The organism is Burkholderia diffusa, from assembly GCF_001718315.1.
Taxonomy (GTDB): Bacteria; Pseudomonadota; Gammaproteobacteria; order Burkholderiales; family Burkholderiaceae; genus Burkholderia; species Burkholderia diffusa_B.
Map to the genome: position 1 here is coordinate 261,260 of NZ_CP013363.1, position 24,576 is coordinate 285,835.

The 24,576-nt window shown below is 66.4% G+C and carries 24 protein-coding genes; 18 read left to right on the forward strand and 6 right to left on the reverse strand.

Annotated features, from left to right (window positions below; genetic code table 11):
- Positions 1–367 precede the first annotated feature (367 nt).
- Complete coding sequence (locus WI26_RS16665) at positions 368–1,519, forward strand: branched-chain amino acid ABC transporter substrate-binding protein (RefSeq protein ID WP_069226563.1); 1,152 nt, start codon at positions 368–370, stop codon at positions 1,517–1,519.
- Between the two features lie 194 nt (positions 1,520–1,713).
- The gene (locus WI26_RS16670; protein WP_069226564.1) at positions 1,714–2,886 is read left to right on the forward strand and encodes an NAD(P)/FAD-dependent oxidoreductase; all 1,173 of its coding nucleotides are present in this window, start codon (positions 1,714–1,716) and stop codon (positions 2,884–2,886) included.
- A 124-nt stretch (positions 2,887–3,010) separates the two neighbouring features.
- On the opposite strand, the gene WI26_RS16675 is transcribed toward WI26_RS16670, so the two are convergent.
- Genes WI26_RS16675 through WI26_RS16690 form a run of 4 tightly spaced genes read right to left on the reverse strand, consistent with a single transcriptional unit; the run spans position 3,011 to position 6,586 of the window.
- Complete coding sequence (locus WI26_RS16675) at positions 3,011–3,583, reverse strand: PAS and helix-turn-helix domain-containing protein (RefSeq protein WP_059466112.1); 573 nt, start codon at positions 3,581–3,583, stop codon at positions 3,011–3,013.
- A gap of 35 nt (positions 3,584–3,618) precedes the next feature.
- Positions 3,619–4,191 (reverse strand): DUF5943 domain-containing protein, encoded by a 573-nt coding sequence (locus tag WI26_RS16680; RefSeq protein ID WP_069226565.1) that lies wholly within the window; start codon positions 4,189–4,191, stop codon positions 3,619–3,621.
- Positions 4,192–4,216: 25 nt separating this feature from the next.
- Positions 4,217–5,188: a dipeptidase gene (locus WI26_RS16685; protein ID WP_059466110.1), complete on the reverse strand. Its 972-nt coding sequence runs from the start codon at positions 5,186–5,188 to the stop codon at positions 4,217–4,219.
- 51 nt (positions 5,189–5,239) lie between these two features.
- Complete coding sequence (locus WI26_RS16690; RefSeq protein WP_059509434.1) at positions 5,240–6,586, reverse strand: MFS transporter; 1,347 nt, start codon at positions 6,584–6,586, stop codon at positions 5,240–5,242.
- A 197-nt stretch (positions 6,587–6,783) separates the two neighbouring features.
- Between WI26_RS16690 and WI26_RS16695 the strand changes: the two genes are divergently transcribed.
- The 10 genes from WI26_RS16695 (at position 6,784) to WI26_RS16740 (ending at position 15,565) form a co-directional block, all read left to right on the forward strand.
- Positions 6,784–6,972: a hypothetical protein gene (locus WI26_RS16695; protein WP_069227755.1), complete on the forward strand. Its 189-nt coding sequence runs from the start codon at positions 6,784–6,786 to the stop codon at positions 6,970–6,972.
- A gap of 227 nt (positions 6,973–7,199) precedes the next feature.
- Entirely contained in the window at positions 7,200–8,399 is a 1,200-nt protein-coding gene (locus tag WI26_RS16700; protein WP_069226566.1) for a PLP-dependent aminotransferase family protein, read from the forward strand.
- Between the two features lie 13 nt (positions 8,400–8,412).
- Positions 8,413–8,601, forward strand: coding sequence for a hypothetical protein (locus WI26_RS16705; RefSeq protein WP_059466156.1), 189 nt, complete (start codon positions 8,413–8,415; stop codon positions 8,599–8,601).
- A gap of 86 nt (positions 8,602–8,687) precedes the next feature.
- Positions 8,688–9,290: a pyridoxamine 5'-phosphate oxidase family protein gene (locus tag WI26_RS16710; protein ID WP_069226567.1), complete on the forward strand. Its 603-nt coding sequence runs from the start codon at positions 8,688–8,690 to the stop codon at positions 9,288–9,290.
- A 172-nt stretch (positions 9,291–9,462) separates the two neighbouring features.
- Positions 9,463–10,740 carry an epoxide hydrolase family protein gene (locus WI26_RS16715; protein ID WP_069226568.1) on the forward strand — a complete coding sequence of 426 codons (1,278 nt, stop codon included), beginning with the start codon at positions 9,463–9,465 and terminating at the stop codon, positions 10,738–10,740.
- A 266-nt stretch (positions 10,741–11,006) separates the two neighbouring features.
- Positions 11,007–12,050, forward strand: coding sequence for an alpha/beta fold hydrolase (locus WI26_RS16720; RefSeq protein ID WP_059509441.1), 1,044 nt, complete (start codon positions 11,007–11,009; stop codon positions 12,048–12,050).
- On the forward strand, positions 12,050–12,586 hold the full coding sequence (locus WI26_RS16725) for a cytochrome P460 family protein (RefSeq protein ID WP_069226569.1): 537 nt from the start codon (positions 12,050–12,052) through the stop codon (positions 12,584–12,586). Before WI26_RS16720 ends, WI26_RS16725 begins: the two co-directional genes overlap by 1 nt.
- A gap of 279 nt (positions 12,587–12,865) precedes the next feature.
- Positions 12,866–13,219: a DUF4148 domain-containing protein gene (locus WI26_RS16730; RefSeq protein ID WP_069226570.1), complete on the forward strand. Its 354-nt coding sequence runs from the start codon at positions 12,866–12,868 to the stop codon at positions 13,217–13,219.
- Between the two features lie 82 nt (positions 13,220–13,301).
- Positions 13,302–14,093 (forward strand): alpha/beta fold hydrolase, encoded by a 792-nt coding sequence (locus WI26_RS16735; RefSeq protein ID WP_069227756.1) that lies wholly within the window; start codon positions 13,302–13,304, stop codon positions 14,091–14,093.
- A gap of 68 nt (positions 14,094–14,161) precedes the next feature.
- Positions 14,162–15,565: an amidase family protein gene (locus WI26_RS16740; protein ID WP_069226571.1), complete on the forward strand. Its 1,404-nt coding sequence runs from the start codon at positions 14,162–14,164 to the stop codon at positions 15,563–15,565.
- A gap of 199 nt (positions 15,566–15,764) precedes the next feature.
- Here WI26_RS16740 and WI26_RS16745 read toward each other — a convergent pair whose 3' ends face one another.
- The gene (locus WI26_RS16745) at positions 15,765–16,379 is read right to left on the reverse strand and encodes a LysE family translocator (protein WP_069226572.1); all 615 of its coding nucleotides are present in this window, start codon (positions 16,377–16,379) and stop codon (positions 15,765–15,767) included.
- 226 nt (positions 16,380–16,605) lie between these two features.
- On the opposite strand from WI26_RS16745, the gene WI26_RS16750 reads away from it, so the two are divergent.
- The gene (locus tag WI26_RS16750) at positions 16,606–17,757 is read left to right on the forward strand and encodes a porin (protein ID WP_059540382.1); all 1,152 of its coding nucleotides are present in this window, start codon (positions 16,606–16,608) and stop codon (positions 17,755–17,757) included.
- Positions 17,758–18,035: 278 nt separating this feature from the next.
- Here the strand turns inward: WI26_RS16750 and WI26_RS16755 are convergent, their stop codons facing one another.
- Positions 18,036–19,055, reverse strand: a complete 1,020-nt coding sequence (locus WI26_RS16755) for a zinc-dependent alcohol dehydrogenase family protein (protein ID WP_069226573.1) — start codon at positions 19,053–19,055, stop codon at positions 18,036–18,038.
- 127 nt (positions 19,056–19,182) lie between these two features.
- Here WI26_RS16755 and WI26_RS16760 point away from each other — a divergent pair, with 127 nt between their 5' ends.
- From WI26_RS16760 to WI26_RS16780, 5 genes are all read left to right on the forward strand, one after another.
- The gene (locus WI26_RS16760) at positions 19,183–20,136 is read left to right on the forward strand and encodes a LysR family transcriptional regulator (RefSeq protein WP_069226574.1); all 954 of its coding nucleotides are present in this window, start codon (positions 19,183–19,185) and stop codon (positions 20,134–20,136) included.
- A gap of 200 nt (positions 20,137–20,336) precedes the next feature.
- Entirely contained in the window at positions 20,337–22,295 is a 1,959-nt protein-coding gene (locus WI26_RS16765; protein ID WP_069226575.1) for an arylsulfatase, read from the forward strand.
- Positions 22,296–22,305: 10 nt separating this feature from the next.
- On the forward strand, positions 22,306–23,355 hold the full coding sequence (locus WI26_RS16770) for a formylglycine-generating enzyme family protein (protein ID WP_069226576.1): 1,050 nt from the start codon (positions 22,306–22,308) through the stop codon (positions 23,353–23,355).
- The gene (locus tag WI26_RS16775; RefSeq protein WP_069226577.1) at positions 23,352–24,161 is read left to right on the forward strand and encodes a MetQ/NlpA family lipoprotein; all 810 of its coding nucleotides are present in this window, start codon (positions 23,352–23,354) and stop codon (positions 24,159–24,161) included. Before WI26_RS16770 ends, WI26_RS16775 begins: the two co-directional genes overlap by 4 nt.
- Positions 24,162–24,223: 62 nt before the next feature.
- The gene (locus tag WI26_RS16780; RefSeq protein ID WP_059466094.1) at positions 24,224–24,547 is read left to right on the forward strand and encodes an antibiotic biosynthesis monooxygenase family protein; all 324 of its coding nucleotides are present in this window, start codon (positions 24,224–24,226) and stop codon (positions 24,545–24,547) included.
- The last annotated feature ends 29 nt before the right edge of the window (positions 24,548–24,576 follow it).

Consider the following 24,576-nt stretch of genomic DNA (forward strand, 5'->3'; position numbering starts at 1 on the left):
GCGATGATTCTCCATCTGCATTACCCGTGCGAGCGCGGTCCAACGCGCGATGCGCGCATCCCGCTGGTGTTTCCCCTCCCCGGCCCGCCGTCGCGCGGGCCGCATGCCGGCCGCAGCACCGGCACTTGATGACAATTCCTCACAACATAGTTCCGATATTTCGTTTGCTGCACGCGTATTGGCTACCCACAATCGGTGCACCTCTTTCGCGCCGCCAGGTTCCCCGGAGACGGAGCCGCGGTGATCGACCGGCAAGTGACGCGCCATCGGCGGCCACCCGGCGACGAAAACATCACCGGCACGCGGGAGGTCGCCGGCGCGCGATGGTCGCGCGTCGCATCCCGACCCACAGAAGAAGGATTGGCCGATGACGTTCCGCATTCGTTCGCTTTCCGGCATTGCACTGACCGCCGCGATCCTCGCGTTCCAGACGGGCGCGGCCCACGCGCAGGAGACGGTCGTCAAGGTTGGCGTGGCCGTGCCGCTGACCGGCGGCGGCGCCGCATACGGCAAGGACATCGAGAACGGCGTGCGCATGGCCGTCGACGAGGCGAACGCCGCGCACACGACGATCGGCGGCAAGCCGGTGAAGTTCGTCGTCGCGTCGCAGGACGACCAGAGCGATCCGCGCATCGGCGTGCAGGCCGCGCAACAGCTGACCGACGCGCAGGTGGCCGTCGTGATCGGCCACTTCAATTCCGGCACGACGCTGCCCGCGTCGAAGATCTACGCGAAGGCCGGCATTCCGATGATCACGCCGTCGGCGACCAATCCCGACATCACGCGCGCCGGCCTCGGCACCGTGTATCGCGTGATCGCGACCGACGCGCAGAACGCCGGCAATGCCGGCGCGTATGCGGCGAGCGTGACCAAGGCGAAGCGCATCGCGATCATCGACGACCGCACCGCGTTCGGCCAGGGCGAAGCCGACGAATTCGAGAAGGCCGCGAAGGCGAATGGCGGCATGATCGTCGCGCGCGAATTCACCAACGACAAAGCCGTCGACTTCAGCGCGCAACTCACGAAGATCAAGAGCTCGAATGCCGACCTGGTGTTCTTCGGCGGCCTCGACGCGCAGTCCGCGATGCTGGTCAAGCGCATGCGCCAGCTCGGCATCCGCGCGCAGTTCCTGGCCGGCGGCGGCGTGATGAACGCGAACTTCATCAAGCTCGCCGGCAACGCGGCGGAAGGCGCGGCCGTGTGGGAATACGGGCAGCCGCTCGCGCGTCTCGCGAAGGGCAAGCAGTTCGAAACGAAATTCAAGCAGAAATACGGCGTCGACATGCTCGCGTATGCGCCGTTCGCGTACGACGCGACGTGGATCGCGATCAATGCGATGCAGAAGGCGAACTCGACGAAGCCGGCCGATTTCAACGGCGCGCTGAAGGGCACGCGCTACGACGGCATCACCGGCACGATCGCGTTCACGAACACGGGCGACCTGAAGAACCCGAGCTCGACGCTGTATGAAGTGAAGAACGCCGCGTGGCAGCCCGTCACGACGCAAACGGCGGACTGAGTACCCGAACGCGCGCGGACTTTCGCGGCGATGCAGGACGTGCTGAAATAGCCGAAGCGACCCGATGCGGTCGCGGCGCACGTCGGGGCGATTCGCCGGGTGGTTCGCACGCACGGCGCCGCGCGCGACGCGGCACGAACAACTTTCGGGCGCGGCCAGCCGGCCGCGCCTTTCACGTGCAACTGGAGTCAGTCGTGAGTTCTCAAGTCGTCATCGTCGGCGGTGGTGTGATCGGCAGCTCGATCGCCTATTTCCTGCGTGCTACCGATCCGACGGTGTCCGTGACCGTCATCGAACGCGATCCCACCTATGCGAAGTCGTCGTCGGCGCTGTCGGCCGCGTCGATTCGTCAGCAGTTCTCGACGCCGCTGTCGATCGAGATGTCGCTGTTCGGGATCGACTTCCTGCGCACGATCGGCGAACGGCTCGAGGTCGACGGCACGCGGCCGTCGATCGATCTGCACGAAGGCGGCTACCTGTTTCTCGCGACGCCGGCGGGCGATGCGACGCTGCGCGAGAACCACGCGCTGCAGACCAAGCTCGGCGCCGATATCCGGCTGATGGATCGCGACGCGCTGCGCGCGAAGTTTCCGTGGCTGAACGTCGACGATCTCGTGTCGGGCGCCTACGGCGTGAGCGGCGAAGGCTGGTTCGACGGTTACGGGCTCGTGCAGGCGCTGCGCAAGAAGGCGCAGGCGCTGGGCGCGCGGTATGTGCCGGCCGATGTGACCGGCGTCGTTCGCGACGGTCGCAAGGTCACGCACGTGATGACGAACGATGGCGAGCGCTACGCGTGCGACACGCTCGTCAACGCGGCCGGTGCGTGGACGCGCACGCTGTCGTCGATGATGGGCATCGACATTCCCGTATATGCGCGGCGTCGCAGCATCTTCAACGTGTCGTCGCCGGCGAAGCTGACCGATTGCCCGCTGCTGATCGATCCGACGGGCGTGTATTTCCGGCCGGAAGGGCGCACGTATATTTGCGGGACGTCGCCGAGCCCCGATCGCGATCCCGACGATCTGCCGCTCGACGAGGTCGATCACGACCTGTTCGACGAGGTGATCTGGCCGACGCTCGCGAATCGCGTGCCGGAATTCGAAGCGCTGCGCGTGGAGAACTGCTGGTCCGGGTACTACGAATACAACGTGTTCGATCACAACGCGATCATCGGATATCACCCCGAACTCGACAACGTCGTGTTCGCGAACGGGTATAGCGGACACGGGCTGCAGCAAGGGCCCGCGACGGGGCGTGGCGTAAGTGAACTGATCCTGAACGGGCGGTATGAATCGCTCGACCTGTCGTCGCTCGGCTGGGAGCGTGTGCTCGAAAACCGGCCGATCGTCGAAAAGAACGTCGTGTAGCGCGGCGTGACCGCCCCCTGTGTGGTGGGCGGGATTCTCCTTGTGTCTCAATCTGATTGGCCCGGCTTTGCCGGGCTTTTTTTCGGAGCGCGGATGCGGAATGCACCGTTTTCGCGCGCGCAATTCACGCGAGCAGGCGCGTGATCAGTTCGTGGGTCGTGCGTACCTCGTACTTCCTCAACAAGCTCGCGCGATGAATATCGACCGTGCGCGGGCTGATGCTCAGTTCCTTGCCGATTTCCTTGCTGGTGAGTCCGTGAACCAGAAATGCAGCGACGTCGCGCTCGCGATCGGTCAAGGTGCTGGTGACGTCGGGATGCTTTGCGTTTTCCGACAGGTCGGTGAAGGTCCAGATGGCCAGCTCGAAGGGACGCTTCGGGTTGTAGCCGAAGCCGCACACGGTAACCCAGAAATGGCTGCCGTCGACGCGACGCATGATGCGGTCGTCGCTGAACCCCGCATGTCTGGCGAGCAGCGGCGCGAGGCGGCGGCCGGTCGTCGCGAAGTCCTTCTGCTGCGGATACAGCTTCGCGAACGACTGGCCGATGATGTCGTCGCGGGTTGCCCGAAACAGTTGCAGCGCCTTCTCGTTGCAGTCGACCATGACGCGTTCCCTGGCGACGATGGCCGCGACGGGCAGATGCCTGAAGAGATCTTCGTAGTCGAGGCTTGGCATCGTGTCGGTCATGGTCGGCATCTTGTCGACGGGTCCGAACCGTGTTCGGACCAAGGCTATCGGGCGGGTTCGCTCCCGTCGGATTGTAGCGCTTGCGCGGACCGGCTCCCGACATGAAAGACACAGCAGTCGTGCCCTTCGCCCGCGCACCGGACTTCTGCGGAATGCGCGCGCGGGCCCTTGCTCTCCGCGTCGGCTGCGGTGTCGTTGACCCAGTCCATCGCGCCGGCGAACCATCCCGCGAACATGTGGCAGAGCTTGCCTTGCTTGTCGGGCTGCGCGAGCACGAAGGACGAGTGGTGCAGATGGATGCGCGCGTGCGACGTCGCCGGATCGGCTTCGGCGATGCTGAACACGCCCCAGCCGCGCTGGGACAGCCGTTTCAGATAATGCTCGAACACGGCCATGCCCTCGATGCCGTGCTGCTTCGCCTCCTTGTCGCACCAGTGGTAAGCGGACTTGTAGCCGGCCTTGTAGAGGATCTCGGCGTATGCCTCGACGCCGAGCGCTTCCTCGACGGCGACATGATTGTTCGTGAAGAAGTGGCGCGGCACGTACAGCATCGGCAGCGCGTCCGTGGTCCAGACGCCGGTGTCCGGATCGACGTCGATGGGCAATTGTGGCTGCATGGCGGGTGCGTATGTGTCGTGCGATTCAGACGTTCCAGACTTCGCCGAACACCCGCAGCCAGTTCTCGCCCATCACTTTCCGTATGCGCGATTCGCTCCAGCCGGCACGTTGCATCGCGGCCGTCAGGTTCGGAAATTCGCCGATCGTGCGGATTCCTTCCGGATTGACGACCTTGCCGAAATCCGTGAGGCGACGATAGCGGCCCTTGTCATGCGTGATCCAGTCGAAGAACTCGGTGCTGTAGCCCTGGGTGAAGTCCGTGCCGATACCGACCTTGTCCTCGCCGATCACGCCGATCACGTATTCGATGGCTTCCAGATAATCGTCGATGGTTGCGTCGGCGCCGCGTCGCAGGAACGGCATGAACATCGTGACGCCCACGAAGCCGTTTGCTTCCGCGATCTCGCGCAGTTGATCGTCCGTCTTGTTGCGCGGATGCGCTTTGAGCGCGGACGGGCAGCAGTGCGAGTAGGTGACCGGCTGCTTCGAACAGGCAATCGCGTCGGACGACGTCTTCGCGCCGACGTGCGAGAGGTCCACCATGATGCCGACCCGGTTCATCTCCTGAATCACTTCGCGGCCGTATCCGGACAAACCGCCGTCCGGTTCGTAGGAACCCGTGCCGACGAGGTTCTGCGTGTTGTAGCAGAGCTGCACCACGTTCACGCCGAGTTCCTTGAACACCTCGATGTAGCCGAGATTGTCCTCGAACGCATAGGCGTTCTGGAAGCCGAGAATGATGCCGGTCTTGTTCTCCCGCTTCGCGCGCAGGATGTCGTCCGTCGTGCGCACGAGCGTGAGGATTTCGCTGTGCTCGCGGATCTGCTGCTTCATTTCCGCGATGTTGTCGATTGTCTTCTGGAAGTCTTCCCACACGGAGACCGTGCAGTTGACGGCCGTGACGCCGCCCTTGCGCATGTCTTCGAACACCGAACGCTCGAACCGCGAAATGTTCAGGCCGTCGATGATGATGCTGGAGTCGTGAAGGCTGGTCATGGTGTTTGCCTGTGCGTCGAGTTCTGGCGGACGGGGGAACGGCGCCCGTGCTCAAACGGCGCGTTCGACGCCGCGCTTGGCGGACCGGGCGGCGCTCGCGGTCGCCGGACCGGCTTCCTCGAGTGCCGTCTTCGACGTTTCCGGCAGGGCCAGGCCGCCGATCATCGCGAAGATCGACACGGCGATCAAGTAGTACGCCGGCGACAGGTTGGTGCCGGTGGCGGCGATCAACCACGTGGCGACGAGCGGTGCGGTACCGCCGAAGATCGTGTAGGCGAGGTTGTACGTGATGGCCGATGCCGTGTAGCGCGTTTTCGTCGCGAACACTTCCGACATCAGCGGCGCCGTCACCACGCCCGAGAATACCGCGCCGATCGCGAGCAGCGCGACGCCGATCAACGATTGCGACAGCACGCCCGAGCCGCCGAGCGAGAACGCCGGATAAACCGCCACGATGATGAAGATGCAGGTCGTGGCGATCGTCGCGCGGCGGCCGACGAGGTCGGAGAAGAAGCCGGCGACCGGGCACAGGGCCGCGGCGAAGAAGAGCGCGAGCACGGTCACGAGAAGCGACGTGCCGCGAGACAGGTGCCCTGCCACTTGAAGGTAGGTCGCGAAATACGTCGTGAACGTGTAGAACGACAGCGCCGTCACGGACACGAACGCGCCGAGCTTCAGGATATTCCACGACTGCGAATGCAGCGTTTCCATCAGCGGGGCATGTGCGATGTCGTGCTTGCCTTCGAGCGCCTGGAACGCGGGCGTTTCGTTCAGGTTGACACGCAGGTAGACGCCGATGAGGCCGACCGGCGCCGCGATCAGGAACGGCACGCGCCAGCCCCATTCGACCATCGCCTGCGACGACAGCGACGATTCGAGCAGATAGGCCACTACCGCCGCGCATGCGAACGACGAGAACGTCGATACCGGCACGAAGCTGCCGAAGAAGGCGCGGCGGCGGCGCGGTGCATGTTCCATCACGTACGCGCATGCGCCGGCGTATTCGCCGCCTGCGGAGAACCCCTGGACGCAGCGAATGATCGTGAGCAGCAACGGTGCCCAGTAGCCGATGCTCGCGTAGGTCGGGAGCAGACCGATCAACGTCGTCGAGCCGGCCATCATCAGAATCGTCAGCGCAAGGGTGCGCTTGCGTCCGATCCGGTCGCCGATCACGCCGAAGACGAGGCCGCCGAGCGGGCGGAATGCGAAGGCGACCGCGAAGACCGCGAAAGTCTTCAGAAGCCCGATCGTGGGGTCGCCGCTAGGGAAGAATTCGCGCGTGAGGATGGTGGCGAGAAAGCCGTATGCGGCGAAATCGAACCATTCGACGAAATTGCCGATCGACGCTGCGGCGATCACGCGTCGTAGCGTGCTGGTATCGACATCCTGTGTGGTCATGGTCGTGTCCTCTTCATGTGGGCGCTTGGATTCGCGTCGAAAACCATGGTAGGGAGGACAATTACCTAGGTCCATACGTGTCAATTACCTAGGTAATCGGGGGCGGGGCGGGGGATCCAGTCCATCGCCGGCCGGCGTTGCATGAGGAAGCGCGGAGGCTAGACTGGAAATTCCCCATGCAAACCATGGAGCGAGACATGACCACCATCTATGTCGTGAAGACCGGTCTGCAGTTTCTCTGTACCGGCGAGGACGGCGACATCGGCATGGCCCCGGAAATCGAAGAAGCCATGTCCTTTCGGTCGTATGAGGAAGCGAAAAAGGTAGCGAGCGAGAATGCCGATCCCGGGTACGAGATCCTGAGCGTCGACATCGTTTGTCGATGAAGGGGACGAGAGACGCCAGCAAGGCGACCCGGGTAGTCGGCCGAACTCGCGCGGGGCGCCCTCATTTGATGACCAAACCGCAAGACGTAGTGCATAGATATCGTTTGCCGCGGCGTTAATGACTATCGACAATCGTGGCTCGAATTCCCGCCATTGCGCCCGAAGCGCCTTGGCGGGCGGCGCCTGTCGGCTATCCCGGCCGTCATCGCCACCCAGCTCACGACGACATGTACGCGTTCACGCCCTCATTCCAGAATCCTGCCGGTTCGCCGATCCGCGAGCTGTTCAAGTACCTCTCCGAACCGGGGATGATTTCGTTCGCCGGCGGCTACCCGGCCAGCGACCTGTTCGACGTCGACGGCCTGAACGCGGCCGCCGAACGCGCGTACGCGCAGCCGGTCCGCTGCCTGCAATACGGCCCGACCGACGGCCTCGCCGAACTGAAGCAGCAACTGATCGCATTGATGGCGCGCCGCAACGTGACGTGCACGCCGGCCGAAATGCTCGTCACGACCGGCTCGCAACAGGGCCTCGATCTGCTGCTGCGCGTGATGGTCGCCGCGGGCGACGTCGTGCTGACCGAACAACCGGCGTATCCGGCGACGCTGTCGGCGATGCGTCTGCAACAGGCGCGCATCGTGACGATTCCCGTCGACGGCGATGGCCTCGACGTCGATCGCCTCGCATCGCAACTCGCGTCCGGCGCGATCGTGCAGCCGAAGCTGCTCTACACGGTGCCGACCTTCGCGAATCCGACCGGCGCGACGCTGACGCGAGAACGCCGCCTGAAGCTGCTGCGTCTCGCGGTGCAATACCGTTTTCTGATCGTCGAGGACGATCCGTACGGCGACCTGCGTTTCGCGGGCGAACCCGTGCCGTCGATGCTCGCGCTGTCGAACGAAGTCGAGGGCGCACGCGACTGGATCGTGCATTTCGCGAGCTTGTCGAAAATCGCCGCGCCGGGGCTGCGCGTGGGCTGGACGATCGCGCCGGCCGAAATCGCGCGACGCTGCGTGATCGCGAAGCAGACGGTCGACCTGTGCAGCACGCCGTGGACGCAAGCCACCGCCGCCGAGTATCTGGCCGACGGCGCGCTCGAACGTCATCTGCCGCGCATCACGGCGGCCTACAAGCGCAAGTGCGATGCGATGTGCGACGCGCTGCGCGACGGTTTCGGCGACGCGATTACCTTCCATCGTCCCGAAGGCGGGATGTTCGTGTGGGCGCGGATCGGCGCGGTATCGTCGGACGTGCTGCTGCAACAGGCGATCGCGAACAAGGTCGTCTTCGTGCCGGGCAAGGCCTTCTTCGCGGACAACGTCGACGCCGCTTCGCTGCGGCTGTCGTTTGCGGCGCCCGACGCCGACGCGATCCGGGAAGGCGTGGCGCGTCTCGTGCGCGCGCACAGTGCGGCGCTGGCCGCATGAGGAGGAGATAAACATGAGCATCGTCGTCAACGACACCGCATGGATGGACGAAGCACCGCGCATGGCCGGCATCCGTCCTGTCGAACACAAGTCGTCGCAGATCAGCGCGGGGCCGCAGTACGTCGCCGACGTTCTCGGCCGCTTCGGCGCGGATTCGACCGACACGCGCGACGCAGCACCGGTCGTCCTCGGCTACAACTGAACTGCGCGGCGGGGGCTTGCAACGGCAGCCCGCCGCCGAAACGGGTAAGCTGGCGCGATCGAACCACGCAGGCGCGCCGGGTCATCATGGCCGACATCGACATCGAATCGCTCACGGAAACGTACGACCGCGTCTGGTCGTGCCTCGCGTCCGGCGTGGGCGCGCAGCGCTCTCCGTTCACCATGCTGCAGGCCGCGACGCTCGGCCTCGACGGCGCGCCGAAGGTGCGCACGATCGTGTTGCGGCAGGTGAGTCGCGCCGAACATCGGCTGTCGTTCCACACGGATGCGCGCTCGGACAAGGTCGCGGAGTTGCGCCGCGATCCGCGCATCGCGATCGTCGCGAGCGATCTCGATTCGCTCGTGCAGATTCGCGCGGAAGGCGTTGCGGCGATTTGCGACGACGAAGCGCAGCGTCGCGCGGTCTGGCAATCGAACCGTCCGCATACGCTGTTGCTGTATCGTGCACCACTGCGCCCGGGCACGCCGATCGAGTCGCCGGAGGACGCGCACGTTATCGCACGCTCCGGTCCCCGCACGACGCCCACCGACGACGGTTACCAGAACTTCTGCCTGCTCCACGTCACGGTGACGCGCATCGACTGGCTCGAACTCGCGCGCAGCGGCCATCGTCGCGCGGTGTTTGACGTGATCGACGACGGCTACGAAGGCCGCTGGATCGCGCCCTGACGGCGTCGGTCGCCTCTCCGCTACAAACGCGTACAAACGAGACACATCCCGGATACGTCAGACCTTTCAAATGGGCAACGCCGCACGACCGGCGCACGCCCGAATGGAAGTGAAGGCGCGCTCGGCCACGCGGCATGTTCACTTTCCACTTCACGAAAGGAGATGCCGAACGATGTCTTCCACACAGTTTTCCCCGATGCGTCGCCACCTGCTCGCCACATCCGTGGCCGCCGGCGTATCCGCGATGCTGCCCACCGCGCTGCATGCTGCAACCGGCGGCGACGGCATTCGCCCGTTTACCGCCCATATCCCCGATGAAGCGCTGGCCGACCTGCGCCGCCGCATTGCCGCGACGCGCTGGCCGGGCCGCGAGACCGTCGCCGACGAATCGCAGGGCGTGCGGCTCGCGCGCATGCAGGCGCTGCTGCGCTACTGGGGCACCGACTACGACTGGCGCAAGGGTGAGGCGCGCCTGAACGGTTTCCCGATGTTCATCACCGAAATCGACGGGCTCGACATTCACTTCATCCACGTGCGCTCGCGGCATGCTGATGCGATGCCGATGATCATGACGCACGGCTGGCCGGGTTCGATCTTCGAGCTGCTGAAGGCGATCGGTCCGCTGACGGATCCGACCGCCCACGGTGCGAGTGCCGACGATGCGTTCCACGTCGTCGTGCCATCGTTGCCGGGTTTCAGTTTTTCGGGGCGTCCGACGAAGACGGGCTGGGGCTCCGATCACATCGCGCGCGCATGGGGCGTGCTGATGGCGCGCCTCGGCTATACGCGCTTCGTGTCGCAGGGCGGCGACTGCGGCTCGGTGATCTCGCACCGAATGGCGATGCAGCGCGTGCAGGGCCTGGCAGGCATTCATGTGAACATGCCGGCGACGGTGCCGCCGGACATCGCGACGCTGCTCCAGACCGACGCGCCGGCGCCGGCGTCGCTGTCGCCGAAGGAGAAGGCCGCGTACGACAAGCTCGCGACGTTCTATCGCGACAACACCGGCTACTCGGCAATGATGGTCACACGCCCGCAGACAATCGGGTACGCGCTCGCCGATTCGCCGTCGGGGCAGGCCGCGTGGATGTACGACAAGATCTCGCAGTGGACCTACAGCGGCGGCGTGCCCGAACGCTCGATCCCGCGCGACGAGATTCTCGACGACATTTCGTTGTACTGGCTGACGAACACGGCGACGTCCGCCGCGCAGATCTACTGGGAGGATCACTCGAACAACTTCAACGCGGTGGACATCTCGCTGCCGGCGGCGATCACGGTGTTCCCCGGCGAGATCTACCAGGCGCCGCGCAGCTGGGCCGAGCGCAGCTATCACAACCTGATCTACTTCAACGAAGTCGACAAGGGCGGGCATTTCACGGCATGGGAGGAGCCGGAACTGTTTGCTCGCGAGGTGCGCGCCGGGTTCCGGCCGTTGCGTCGCGCGTAAGCGCGATTCGATCGAGCGACGGCGTTACGGGCCGGCGCGGGTGGCGACAGCGCGACCCGCGCCGGCCGGCAGCCGGCCGTTTCGCATGCGATTTTGAATCGTCATGTGTCGCACCGAAACACAGATACGTTGGGATACAAAGCGCCAGAAGGGAACGGATATAAAGGCGGTGAAGCGTTTCGCGCCGGTGGCGCGAAGGCGATACCCGGAGCGCCCGCACGTGCCGCTGGCGTCCTTTCTTAGCGATCGACAATGGAGAACGAGTCATGCCTGATACCGTGAACACCCGCCGCCGCCTGATCCTGGGTACGACGCTCGCCGGCCTGAGCCTGGCCGACCTCGGGTTCGGCTCGCTCGCGCGGGCGCAGTCGGCCCCTGATGCGCCGACGCCGAAGCGCGTGGCCGGTGCGGCCTCGCTCGGCAAGATCCACCAGATCGACGCGGGCGTGCTGAACGTCGGGTATGCGGATCTCGGGCCGAAGGACGGCCCCGTCGTGTTCCTCCTGCACGGCTGGCCGTACGACATCTACAGCTACGCGGAAGTCGCGCCGTTGCTCACGGCGGCCGGCTATCGCGTGATCGTGCCTTACCTGCGCGGTTACGGATCGACGACGTTCCGCTCGGCCGACACCGTGCGCAATGGCCAGCAGGCAGTGACGGCCGTCGACATCGTCGCGCTGATGGATGCGCTGAAGATCGAGCGCGCGGTATTCGGCGGTTACGACTGGGGCGCGCGCACGGCCGACATCATCGCGGCACTGTGGCCGCAACGCGTGAAGGCGCTGGTGTCCGTGAGCGGTTACCTGATCGGCAGTCAGGAGGCGAACCGAAAGCCGCTGCCGCCGCAAGCGGAATTCCAGTGGTGGTATCAGTTCTACTTCACGACCGAGCGCGGCGCGCTCGGCTACGCGGCGAACCGCGATGCGTTCAACAAGCTGATCTGGCAACTGGCGTCGCCGAAGTGGCAGTTCTCCGACGAGACCTACGCGCGCAGCGCCGCATCGTTTCAGAACCCCGACCACGTGGCCGTCGTGATCCACAACTATCGCTGGCGCCTCGGGCTTGCGAAGGGCGAGGCGCAATACGACGACATCGAGCGGCGTCTCGCGGCCGGCCCGACGATCGCCGTGCCGACGATCACGATGGAAGGCGACGCGAACGGCGCGCCGCATCCGGAGCCGGCCGCGTATGCAAAGAAGTTCACGGGCAAGTACCAGCACCGGACGATTACCGGCGGCATCGGCCACAACCTGCCGCAGGAAGCGCCGCAGGCATTCGCCGAGGCGATCCTGCAAGTGGAGCATCTGTGATGCAGGCCGGGGTTCGCGTGTTGTCTCTCCGTGCGAGACGGGCATACGTTGCCGGCGTGCTGCTGGCCGCCACGTTGGCCGTCGGCGGGCCGGCCGCGTTGGCCGAGCAGCCGAAGCCGGGCGCGTCGCCCGTCTACGGGGTGACGATCCCGCCCGGCTACCGCAAGTGGGAAATGGCCGCACCGGCGGAGGAAGCGGCGCCGCTCGACGAATTGCGCGTGGTTCTCGGCAATCCCGTCGCGATTCGCGCGCTCGAACAGTCGACGCTGCCGTTTCCGGACGGCACGATCCTCGTGAAGCTTGCGTACAAGCGCAAGCAGTCGGACGAGTTCGCGCCGGCGACGGTGCCCGGCCAGGCAACGACCGTGCAGGTGATGGTGAAGGATTCGCGCCGTTATGCGTCGACGGGCGGCTGGGGCTTCGGGCGCTTCATCAACGGCGTGCCGGCCGATATCGGCCAGCACCAGACCTGCTTCGCGTGCCATCAGGCGCGCGTGAAGAATCACGATTTTGTGTTCACGCGGCTTGCGCCCTGAAGTGACCTGAGCGGATCGGTTTGGCGGAAAGGCGTGCCGCTCGCGGCACGCCTTTTTTCATGGTGGCGGCGCAGGCGAATGGCGTATTGGTTGCCGGGTTTGTATCGCACTGTATCGGGAACCGTTGCGGAAACATCGGATTGCACAACCCACCTGTTTCGGAAACATGCCGGATACGTGAGCGGGTTCTACTGTCGACATGCAGCAAACGTTCGGTGCGAAACGTTCGCACCGGATGCCGAATGATCGATACCCCAACTTCCGCCAAGGAGAAATCTCATGAAAGCCGCTCGAATCCTCGCAGTCGCAGTGCTCGCTTCGATCCCCGCATTGTCGTTCGCCGATACCGGCCACGGCCTCACGCGCGCCGACGTGCGCGCCGAGCTCATTCGCCTCGAGAAGGCCGGCTACAACCCGGCCGGCAGCGACGCGCGTTACCCGGACGATATCGCCGCCGCACAGAACGTCGCCGCCGCGCAACAGGTAGCACGCTCCGACCAGAACGGCTCGTCGAAGTCGCAGGACGACAACGTGGCCTCCGCATCGGCGCCTGCCGCCCGCCATGCCGCAGCCGACAAGCGCGCTGCACGGAACGCGCGGACAGACGCCGACGACCTGTACGCACATTCGTGATGCATTGCCGCGCCTGCCGCACGCGGGCGCGGCCGCATCGGCAACACTTCAGATGAACGACACGACGGAAAGGAGCATGAAGATGATCGGTTTGACGAAACGGGTTCTGGTGTCCGCGGCGGTGCTCGGCGGGCTGTTCGGTGCGGTCGCGGCGCAGGCCGCGCCGATGGACGATCTGAAAGGCACGAACGTCGTGCTCGTGCACGGCGCATTCGCCGACGGATCGAGCTGGAACCGCGTGATTCCGCTGCTCGAGGCGCGCGGCCTGCACGTCGTGTCGGTGCAGAACCCGCTGAGCTCGCTTGCCGACGACGCAGCCGCGACGAAGCGCGCGATCGACGAGCAGAAGGGCCCCGTCGTGCTGGTCGGCCACTCGTGGGCCGGTGTCGTGATCAGCGACGCCGGCAACGACGACAAGGTGAAGTCGCTGGTCTACGTCGCCGCATTCGCGCCGGACAACGGCCAGTCGATCGCCGACGTCACGCAGGGGTTGCCGGCACCGTCGTGGGCCGGCGAACTGCGCAAGGACGGCGGCGGTTTCGCGACGCTATCGGACAAGGCGATCGCGCAGGATTTCGCGCCGGACCTGCCGCCCGCGCAGCAGCGCATCGTCGCGGCGACGCAAGGGCCGTGGTACGGTGGCTGCATTTCGGAGAAGGTCGCGCAGGCGGCCTGGCATGCAAAGCCGTCGTCGTTCGTCGTCGCGACGCAGGACCGGATGATCGATCCTGAACTGCAGGAGGCGATGGCGAAGCGGATCGGCGCGACGGTCACGCGCGTGAACGGCAGCCACGTCGCGATGCTGAGCCAGCCGAAGGCCGTGGCCGACGCGATCATCGCGGCGGCGGAGCGTGCGAAGCAGGATGCGCAGTGAATGCGGCGCCGCGTTGCGGACGACGCGGCGCCGTCGGTGATTGTGATGTCCTTTCACGAGGAGATGTCATGACGCAGCAACTCTGGCAACTGTCGGCGACCGAAATTGCAACACGCGTGCGGCAGCGAGAAGTGTCGGCGCGGGAAGTGGCGGATGCCGCACTGGCGCGCCTCGAAGCGGTGAACCCGGCGATCAACGCGGTGGTCGAGCATCGCCCCGAAGACGTGCGGCGGCAGGCCGACGACGTCGATCGCGCGATCGCCCGAGGCGACGATCCGGGCCCGCTCGCCGGCGTGCCCGTGACTGTGAAGATCAACGTCGACGTCGCAGCGTTCGCGACGACCAACGGCACGCGACTGCAGGAAAAACTGATCGCGAGCACGGACAGCCCGTCGGTCTCGAACCTGAGAAAGGCGGGCGCCGTGCTGCTCGGCCGCACCAATTCGCCGACGTTCGCGCTGCGCTGGTTCACGTCGAACCTCGTGCACGGCCATACGTACAACCCACGCAACCGTTCGCTGACGCCGGGCGGCTCGAGCGGCGGCGCGGCGGCTGCCGTGGCCGCCGGGATCGGCCCGATCGCGCTCGGCACCGACATCGGCGGCTCGGTGCGTTATCCGGCCTATGCGTGTGGCGTGCATGGCATCCGGCCGTCGCTCGGGCGCGTGCCGGCATTCAATGCGTCATCGCCGGAGCGTGCGATCGGCGCGCAACTGATGTCGACGACGGGGCCGATCGCACGCACGATCGACGATCTCGCACTGGCGTTGCGTGCGTTGGCCGCGCCGGACCTGCGCGATCCGTGGTACGTGCCGGTGCCGATCGACGGCCGCGCGGTGCCGAAGCGCGCGGCGCTATGCGTGCGTCCGCGCGGTCTGGAGGTCGTGCCCGAGGTCGAGGCCGCGTTGCGCGATGCCGCGCGACGGCTCGTCGACGCGGGCTGGACCGTCGACGAAATCGACGATACGCCGCCGATGCGCGAGGCCGCGCTGTTTCAGGAACAGCTCTGGCTAGGCGACGGATTCGATGTGCTGGCGAACGCGGTCGCCAGCGACGGCGATCCGGGCGCAGCCGCGGTGATCGCGGGCGTGCGCGGCAAGGTGCGCGATCTGCCGGCCGACGTGATCAGCCGCGCGCTCGTGCGGCGTACGACGCTGACGCGGCAATGGCGGCTCTTTCTCGACGACTATGCGGTGTTGTTGTTGCCGGTGTCGTCCGAGCTTCCGTTTCCCGACGATCTCGATCGGCAAGGGCCGGAAGGGTTCGAGCGCGTATGGGAAGCGCAGCTCACGCTGCGGGCGCTGCCGGCGATGGGGCTGCCGGGGCTCGCGGTAACGACGCAGATCGTGAATGACGTGCCGGTGGGCGTGCAAGTGGTTGCCGCGCATCATCGCGAGGATCTGTGCTTGCTCGCGGGGCGCGACATCGAGGCGCGCGGCGTGCCGATCGTGGTGGTCGATCCGGCACGTTGATGCGGTGACGGGATGTGGTTGCGTCGACGATGCGCCGCCACGTCCGTCGGCCGCCGTTCATCGGATCATCGTTTCATCGAAGCGCGCCGTTCTACCCGGCGCGCGATTTCATTTCGGATTCCGCTGCAACGCACAGCGCGTCGCGTGCAGGGTGGCGTAAGCAGTCTTTTCCCGCGGCGACGCGAGAGTGTGAAGGCGCTCAGCGCCCCGCCAGCATCCGCCCGCCGAGCCCCATCAGCAGCAGCCCGGCCGTCGTGTCGAGCACGGCCTTGCGCCGGACCAGCAGCCGGCGCACCGACGGGTGCGACGCGAGCAGCGCCATCGAGCAGTACCACGCGCCCGAAATTCCGATCGACAGTGCGACGACGGCCAGATCGAGCCACGCCGGTGCATGGGCCGGCACCATCAACGCGAAGATACTGCCGTAGAACGCGACGGCTTTCGGATTCGTCATGCTGACCACATAGCCCTTCCGTGCGGCATGCCAGCCGGAGGACGCGGCCGGCGCGGAAACGGCGACCGGCTTGCGCGCGGTCAGCACCATTTTCAGGCCGAGCCAGATCAGGTATGTCGCACCGCCCAGGCGCAGCGCGGTGTGCACCCAGGCGACGTGGGTCACGAGCAGGCTGAGGCCGGCAATCGCGATCGCGGCCCAGGTGCCCGATGCGGCGGCGAGGCCGAGCCCCGTCATCACGCCGGCGCGGCGTTGCGCGATCGCGGTCGACGTGACGATCACGAAGTTCGGGCCCGGGCTGGCCACGCTGAGCAGCAGGACGCCGGCGAGCGGCAGCAGGGTAGCGATAGTGGTCGACATGGCTTGGGCGGTGAAGCGACGGAAGGGATGTTGATCTTAACCGAGCACGACTTGCCGGTCGCCGCACGGCTGCTGGTGCGATTGTTGACGGCATTGGAAAGGTCCAATCCAGAAGCAGCAATATGTGCCGCGAATATGACCGATTATTCTCCCGAGCGCTATACCGGCAGTCGGACACGAATGCTGTCGGACTGCTTACAAAATCAATCGCTCAGGGAGGCCTTTCATGAAACGCATCGTCGTATCCGGTGGTGTCGGCGCGGTATTTGTCTTGACAGCGGCGTCGTCCGCATTTGCGCAGAGTTCCGTCACGTTGTATGGCCTCGTCGATACGGCGATCCGTTATCAGACGAACGCCGGCCCGGACGGCCGCGACCTGGTCGGCATGACGGTCGGCCCGGAAACGCATAGTCGCTGGGGCTTGCGCGGCAGCGAGGATCTCGGCGGCGGCCTGTCGGCGATCTTTCGTCTCGAGAACGGCTTCGAGCTCGGCGACGGCAAGCTGCACGTCGCGAACACGCTGTTCAGCCGGCAGGCATACGTCGGCCTGTCGAGCGACCGGTACGGCTCGCTGACCTTCGGCAACCAGTACGCGCCGCTGTACGACACGATGGGCGACGTGTTCGATCCGATGACCGTCGGCGACTACTGGCAGGACAGCTGGGCGTACAACGGCATCGGCAATTACCTGACCGTGCCGAACTCCGTGAAGTACAAGTTCACGTACAACGGCTTCAGCGTCGATGCGATCTACGGGTTCGGCAATCATGCCGGCGCGATGGGCCTCGACAGCACGTACGGAGTCGAGCTGACCTATGCGCAAGGGCCCGCGTCGATCAACGCCGGCTTCCAGCAAACCTCGGTGGCGTCCGTGAACGGCAGTGCGGTCAATGGCGCGAAAGTGAACTTCCTGCACGTGAGCGGCGCGTATCAGGTCACGCCGTCCGTGCGTCTGCTGGCCGGCTGGCTGCATGGTCAGGACAAGACGGGCACGACGGACTTCAACATGCAGCAGGCCGGTGCGCCCACGCTCGGCGGCGGCAGCCCGAATCGCATCGACGATACGTTCTACGTCGGCGCGAACTGGCAGGCCACCGCGCCGCTGCTGATCACGGTGGCCGGTTATTACGGCCACGCGCGCAATGCGGAGCGTCTCGACGGCACGCTCGGCTCCGGGATCAACTACTCGGCGACCGTGCTGGCGGAATATGCGCTGTCGAAGCACACGGAGGTGTACGGCACGGTCGATTTCGCACGCGGCAACGGCGCGTTCGCGGCCGACTATCCGGGTGCCACCAACCGGCTCACCGGCAAGGTCGACCAGATCGGCAGGACCAACAATGTCGGGGCCGCGATCGGCCTGCGCCAGATGTTCTGACGACGGCGCGCGCGGCGGTCGCAAACGAAAGAAACGCGTGGCGACCGGCGCCGCCACGCGTCCGGTATCGACGCGTGCGGCGCCCGAATCGGGCGTCTGCGCGTTCCGGCGTCGGAAGTCGAACCCCAGCCCGCCCGGTGCCGCGGCCCGCGCCGTATCCTTCTGCGCTTCCGACACGGTCGCATCGGTCGTCATCATCAGCCGCGCGACCGATGCAGCGTTTTGCAGTGGTATAGAGTGCGCGGCGACGAGAAGGTGGCGTGTGCCGCGTTCATCCGTCACGACGCGACGCGAATCACGACCTTGCCGAAATGCTGTCCCGACTGCAGGTAGGCATAGGCCTGCGGCGCCTCGTCGAAACCGAACACGCGATCGACCACCGGCTTGATCCGCTTCGCGTCGACGAGCCGCACGACGTCGTCGAGCATCGCGCGGCTGCCAACCATCAAGCCGTGCAGCTGCCGGATGCCGCCGATCAGCGACAGCAGTCCGAGTTCCGGGCCGCCAAAGCTGCTGAGGCCGCCGATGACCGAGACGATGCCGCCCATTTTCGTCGCGGCGATCGAGCGCGCGAGCGTATCGCGTCCGCCGACTTCGACGACGAGATCCGCGCCCGCACCGCCGGTGAGGCGCAGCACTTCATGCTGCCATTCGGGTGTCGTGCGGTAGTTGATCGTTGCGTCCGCACCGAGTGCGCGGGCGCGTTCGAGCTTTGCATCGCTCGACGAGGTCACGATCGTGCGCAGTCCGGCCGCATGAGCGAGCTGCAGCGCGATGATCGATACACCGCCCGTGCCCAGCAGCACGACCGTCGCGCCCGGCTCCAGCCCGCCATCGACGAACAGCGCATTCCACGCGGTGATGCCCGCGCACGACAGCGTCGCCGCTTCGTCGTAGTCGAGATGCGCGGGAATTCCGACCAGCGCGGTTTCCTCGGAGACGAAGCGTTCCGCGAGCACGCCGTCGAAATGGGAGCCGGGCGACCCCGAGACTTTCCGCGGCGTGGGCGGCCCGTCGATCCAGTGCGGGAAATACGTGTTGATCACGCGATCGCCCGGCTTGAACCGCGTGACGTCGCGGCCGGTTTCGACGACCTCGCCTGCGCCGTCGGCGACAGGGATCAGTGCGTCCGTGCCGATGCCGAGATAGTCGCCGCGCGCGAACATCAGGTCGCGATAGTTCAGTGCTGTCGAGTGGATCCTCACGACGACGTCGGTCGGTCCGACCGGGCGGAGCGTCGCGTCGATGCGCCGGAGCCCGGCAATGCCGTCTCCTGGTTTGACTTGCCATGCGTGCATGGCGACTCCTTTTTCGAGATAGACGGGACTATCATAATGTTGCGCAACGGGACGCATTGGCGAGAATTCGGCCAACGATTGTCGCCGAAGCGGATACAAATCAGTCATCCCACCGGAGCGGAATTGCATGGACGAGCGGCTGAGGGGCATCGCCGAATTTGTCGACGTCGTGGAGTCGGGCAGCTTCGCGGCGGCGGCGCTGCGCCTCGGCATGACGCGCTCGGCGGTTGCGAAGATCGTCGCGAGGCTCGAACAGCGGCTGGGCGCGCGGCTCTTGCGGCGTACGACGCGCCAGCTCGGCTTGACCGACGAAGGGCTCGTCTATTACGAGCAGTGTCGGCGCTTGCTGGCCGAACTCGGCGAGACGGAAGCCGCGCTCGACGCGGGCCGACGCCAGCCGACCGGGCGCGTGCGGGTCAGCGTGCCCGTGCTGTTCGGCCGCCAATGCGTGGCGCCTGTCGTGCGGCGTCTCGTCGAGCGTCATCCGCGGCTTGAAATCGACGTGTCGTTCAGCGATCGCGTCGCCGATCTCGTCAACGACGGCTTCGACATCGCGGTGCGTATTGGTCCGCTTGCCGACACGAGTGCGCTGGTCGGCCGCAAGCTGGGTGTGCAGCGCATGGGCATCTGTGCATCGCCCGCGTATCTCGATCGCCACGGCCGGCCGTCGGGGCTCGACGAACTCGCGTCGCACGGCGGCGTCGCCTATTCGCGCGGCGGGCAGCCGACGCCGTGGCGAATCATCGGCGCGGACGGCGCGGTGCACGACCATCGCCCGGCAGGCCGCCTGCGGTTCGACGACCTGCAGGCGATCGCCGACGCGGCGGCAGCGGGCGCGGGCCTCGCGTGGCTGCCATGCTGGCTGATGGCGCCGTACGTGCGCGACGGCCGTCTCGTGCTCGTGATGGACAGCGACAGCGTGTCGGGCGCCGAAGTGTTCGTGGTGCGGCCGGCGTCGCGCAATGTGCCGATGAAGGTGCGCGTTGTCATCGATGCGCTCATTGACGAGATTCCGCGGATGCTGGCGTCGGACGAGGCGGACGGCGAGCGCGTGCCGCGGCGCATCGTTCAGGCGCCGTAGCCACGACGCACGATCGGAGCGGCCGACGCGAACCATGGCGACCATACGCGCATTCGCGCAACGCACGCATTGTCGCGCGCGTCGTAAAACAAGGGCCGGCGTGCATATTCCCCATTCCCGTTAGCATGTGACGAATCCGACTTTGGGGCTTGCGCGGGCGACGCTAAGATCGCCGATCCGTAGATCGAGCGTTCGACAAAATGAAAAAATCCGCGTCGCCGTGGCATGCCTTCCGTTTCCGTGTCGTCTGCGCCGCGACCGCCGGCGCGCTGTCGCTCGCGTCGTGCGGCGGCATCGATGGCGATCCGCCGCCGCAGGCCAATGCGACGCCCGCGGCCAAGCGCCCGAACATCCTGTATATCATGGCCGACGATCTCGGCTATTCCGACATCCATGCATTCGGCGGCGAGATCAGCACGCCGAACCTCGACGCGCTCGTCGCATCGGGCCGCATCCTGTCGAATCACCACACGGGCACCGTATGCGCGATCACGCGCGCGATGCTGATTTCCGGCACCGATCATCACCTCGTCGGCGAAGGCACGATGGGCGTGCCGACCGACGAGCGGCGCGGGCTGCCCGGCTACGAAGGCTATCTGAACGATCGCGCGCTTTCGTTCGCACAACTTCTGAAGGACGCCGGCTATCACACTTATATCGCGGGCAAGTGGCATATCGGCTCGGGGATCGTCGGCAGTGCGACGGGCAGCGGACAGACGCCGGACCAGTGGGGCTTCGAGCGCAGCTACGTGCTGCTTGGCGGCGCGGCGACGAACCACTTCGCGCACGAGCCGGCCGGCTCGTCGAACTACACGGAAGACGGCCGCTATGTGCAGCCGGGCCAGCCCGGACAGCCGGGCGGCGCGGGCGGCGCGGGCGGCAGTCCGGCCGTGTTCTATTCGACCGACTTCTATACGCAGAAGCTGATCTCGTACATCGACTCGAACAAGCAGGACGGGAAGCCGTTTTTCGCGTATGCGGCGTACACGTCGCCGCACTGGCCGCTGCAGGTGCCGGACCCGTGGCTGCATAAATATGCGGGCGTGTACGACGCCGGCTACGACGCGATCCGCAACGCGCGGATCGCGCGACAGAAGGCGCTCGGCCTGATCCCCGCCGACTTCAAGCCGTTCGACGGCCTGCCGGAAACGACGTCGGCATCGCCGGCCACCGCGAACAACGGCACCGCGAACGCGAAGTACATCAGCGCCGTGCACTCGGCCGCCGACGGCTACAGCGACTACGGCGCCGGCAAGGTCGACAAGTCGTGGGCGAGCCTGACCCCGGCCGAGCGCCGCGCGCAGGCGCGCTACATGGAGATCTATGCGGGGATGGTCGAGAACCTCGACTACAACATCGGCCTCCTGATCCAGCACCTGAAGGACATCGGCGAATACGACAACACGTTCATCATGTTCCAGTCGGACAACGGCGCCGAAGGCTGGCCGATCGACTCCGGCGCGGACCCGACGGCGACCGATACCGCGAACGGGCAGGAGCCGGTCTATTCGACGCTCGGCACCGACAACGGCAAGCAGAACGCGCAACGGCTGCAATACGGGCTGCGTTGGGCAGAAGTGAGCGCGACGCCGTTCCGGCTCACCAAAGGCTATTCGGCCGAAGGCGGCGTGTCGACACCGACGATCGTGCGCCTTCCGGGGCAGACGCGGCAGTTGCCGACGCTGCGTGCGTTCACGCACGTGACCGACAACACGGCGACCTTCCTCGCGGTCGCGGGCGTCACGCCGCCGTCGCAGCCGGCGCCGCCGCTCGTGAACACGTTGACGGGCGTCGACCAGAACAAGGGCAAGGTGGTCTACAACAACCGCTACGTCTATCCGGTGACGGGGCAATCTCTGTTGCCGGTGCTCACCGGCTCGGCGACGGGCGAAGTGCATACGACGCCATTCGGCGACGAAGCGTACGGCCGCGCCTACTTGCGCAGCGCCGACGGCCGCTGGAAGGCGCTGTGGACCGAGCCGCCGCTCGGCCCGCTCGATGGTCACTGGCAGCTGTACGACCTCGCGGCGGACCGCGGCGAGACGACCGACGTATCCGCGCAGAACCCGTCGGTGATCGGCACGCTGGTCGACCAGTGGAAGACCTACATGGGCAACGTCGGCGGCGTGGAGCCGTTGCGTCCGCGCGGCTACTACTGAGGACGACACGATGCGGCTCCGCTTCTGGACGCTCGGCGCGGCGCTCGCGGCCACGCTGTTCGCCGCCGCGTTCGCCGCTGGCTATGCAAGCCCGTCGGCGTTGCCCCGCGGCGCCTTCGACGACGCGAATCGCGGCCGCACGCTCGCACCGCTCGGCTCGGAGCGGCAGTGCGAGCGCTACTCGGGGCTGCCGGCGAAGTGGCGCGACGACCCGAAGGCCGGGATGGTGCACCTGAGCGGCGGCGCGTTCGTGTTCGGCAGTACGCGCGGCTATGCGGACGAGCGTCCGGTCGGCGACGGCAAGACGCGTGTCGGCGGCTTCTGGATCGACCAGACCGACGTGACGATCGCGCAGTTCGCCGCGTTCGTGCAGGCGACCGGCTACGTGACCGAGGCCGAGCAGCAGGGCGGCGCTGCGGTGTTTCATGTGCCGACGCGCGAAGAGTTGAATGCGCGCGACCTCGCGTGGTGGACGTGGGTGAAAGGCGCATCGTGGCGGCAGCCGCACGGCCCTGGCAGCAGCGTCGACGGGCTTGGCAACCTGCCCGTCACGCTCGTCACGCTGCGCGATGCGCTCGCGTATGCGCACTGGCTCGGGCGCGATCTGCCGACCGAAGCCGAATGGGAATACGCGGGCAAGGCCGGTCGCGACGACGCGTCGCTCGACGCGGCGCCGCGCGACGCGCAGGGCAAGCCGGCCGCGAACTACTGGCAGGGCGCGTTTCCGGTGCTCGATACGGCCGAGGACGGGCACGCTGGGCTGGCGCCCGTCGGCTGCTACGCGGCGAACGGCTTCCGCCTGTACGACATGATCGGCAACGCATGGGAATGGACGAAGGACGCATACACGGGTTTGCATCAGTCGCACACGAACGGCGACACGGCGGCCATTGCGCCGCCGACGCGCCGGCACGACACGCCGATGGTGATCAAAGGCGGCTCGTTCCTGTGCTCGCGCGATTACTGCGTGCGCTATCGCGCATCGTCGCGCGAACGGCAGGAAGCCGATCTGGCTGCGTCGCATATCGGGTTCCGCACGATCCTGCGGGATGCGTCGTGAAGCAGGTGCTGCGTTTCATTGCCGCGTGGCTGACCGTTGCTTGCGGTCTTGCCCAACCGGTCGGGGCCGTTGCCGCCGAATCCGCCGCGCCGGTGGTACGCGTCGGCGTGACGCGAGGCGTGCATGCGGAGATCGTCGACGAAGTGAAGCGCGTCGCGGCCGCGCGCGGGCTGGGCGTTGACGTCGTCGAATTCGACGATGCGTCGCGCATCGATACCGCGCTCGCGGACGGCAGGATCGATGTGGCGAGTTTCGAGGACGCGCAGTGTCTCGCCGCGACGCGCGCGGCGAAAGGTTATGCACTGACTGCGGTTGCGCCGACCGTCACGCTGCCGATGGCGCTCTATTCGCGCAAGATGAGGAGTCTGAACGATTTGCTGCCCGGCGCCACGGTCGCGATCCCCGCCGATCCGCGCGGGATGGCGCGTGCGCTCGTGCTGCTGCAGAACGACACGCTGGTGACGCTGCGGGACAAGGCCGGCCTGCATGCGACGCTGCGCGACGTGACGGGCAACCGGCTCGCGCTGAAATTCGTGGCACTGCGCCGCGACCGGCTGCACGAGGCGCTCGATTCGGCCGCATTCGTCGCGATCGACAGCGAGGACGCCGCGCGCGCGGGGTTGCAGCCGGCGCGCGACAGCATCAATCTCGAGGATGCACGCTCGCCGTATGCGAACGTGCTGACCGTGCGCGACGCCGACCGCGCGAAGCCGTGGGTCGCGCAATTTGTCGCCGCGTATCACTCGGACGACGTCGCGCATTTCATCCTGACGCGCTACCAGGACTCGGTGCGCCGCCCGTGGTAGACGACTGCCGCCGCGCGGGCCTTACACTTGCCGCTCTTTCAACCGTCTCCGATGGAGTGCGCATGTACGCGTCGACCTTCATTTTCCGCGCGGGGCAATACGACGACGAGTTTCACCGGCTCGACCGCCAGATCGCCGACATGGCGCGCGCAACGCCCGGCTATCTTGGCGAGGAGACGTGGGAGAACGCCGAGGCCGGGCTGATCCAGAACGTCTACTACTGGGAATCGGAGGCGGCGCTGCAGCAGTTGATGCGGCATCCCGCGCATCTGGAAGCGAAGGCGAAGCAGGCGCGCTGGCTGGACGGCTATCGCGTGGTGATCTCGCAGGTGCTGCGCGAGTACGGCGACGGCAAGCTCGCGCAGCCGCATGCGGGACCCGCGTGATGCGGCCCGGCGGGCTCGCGCCGCCGATC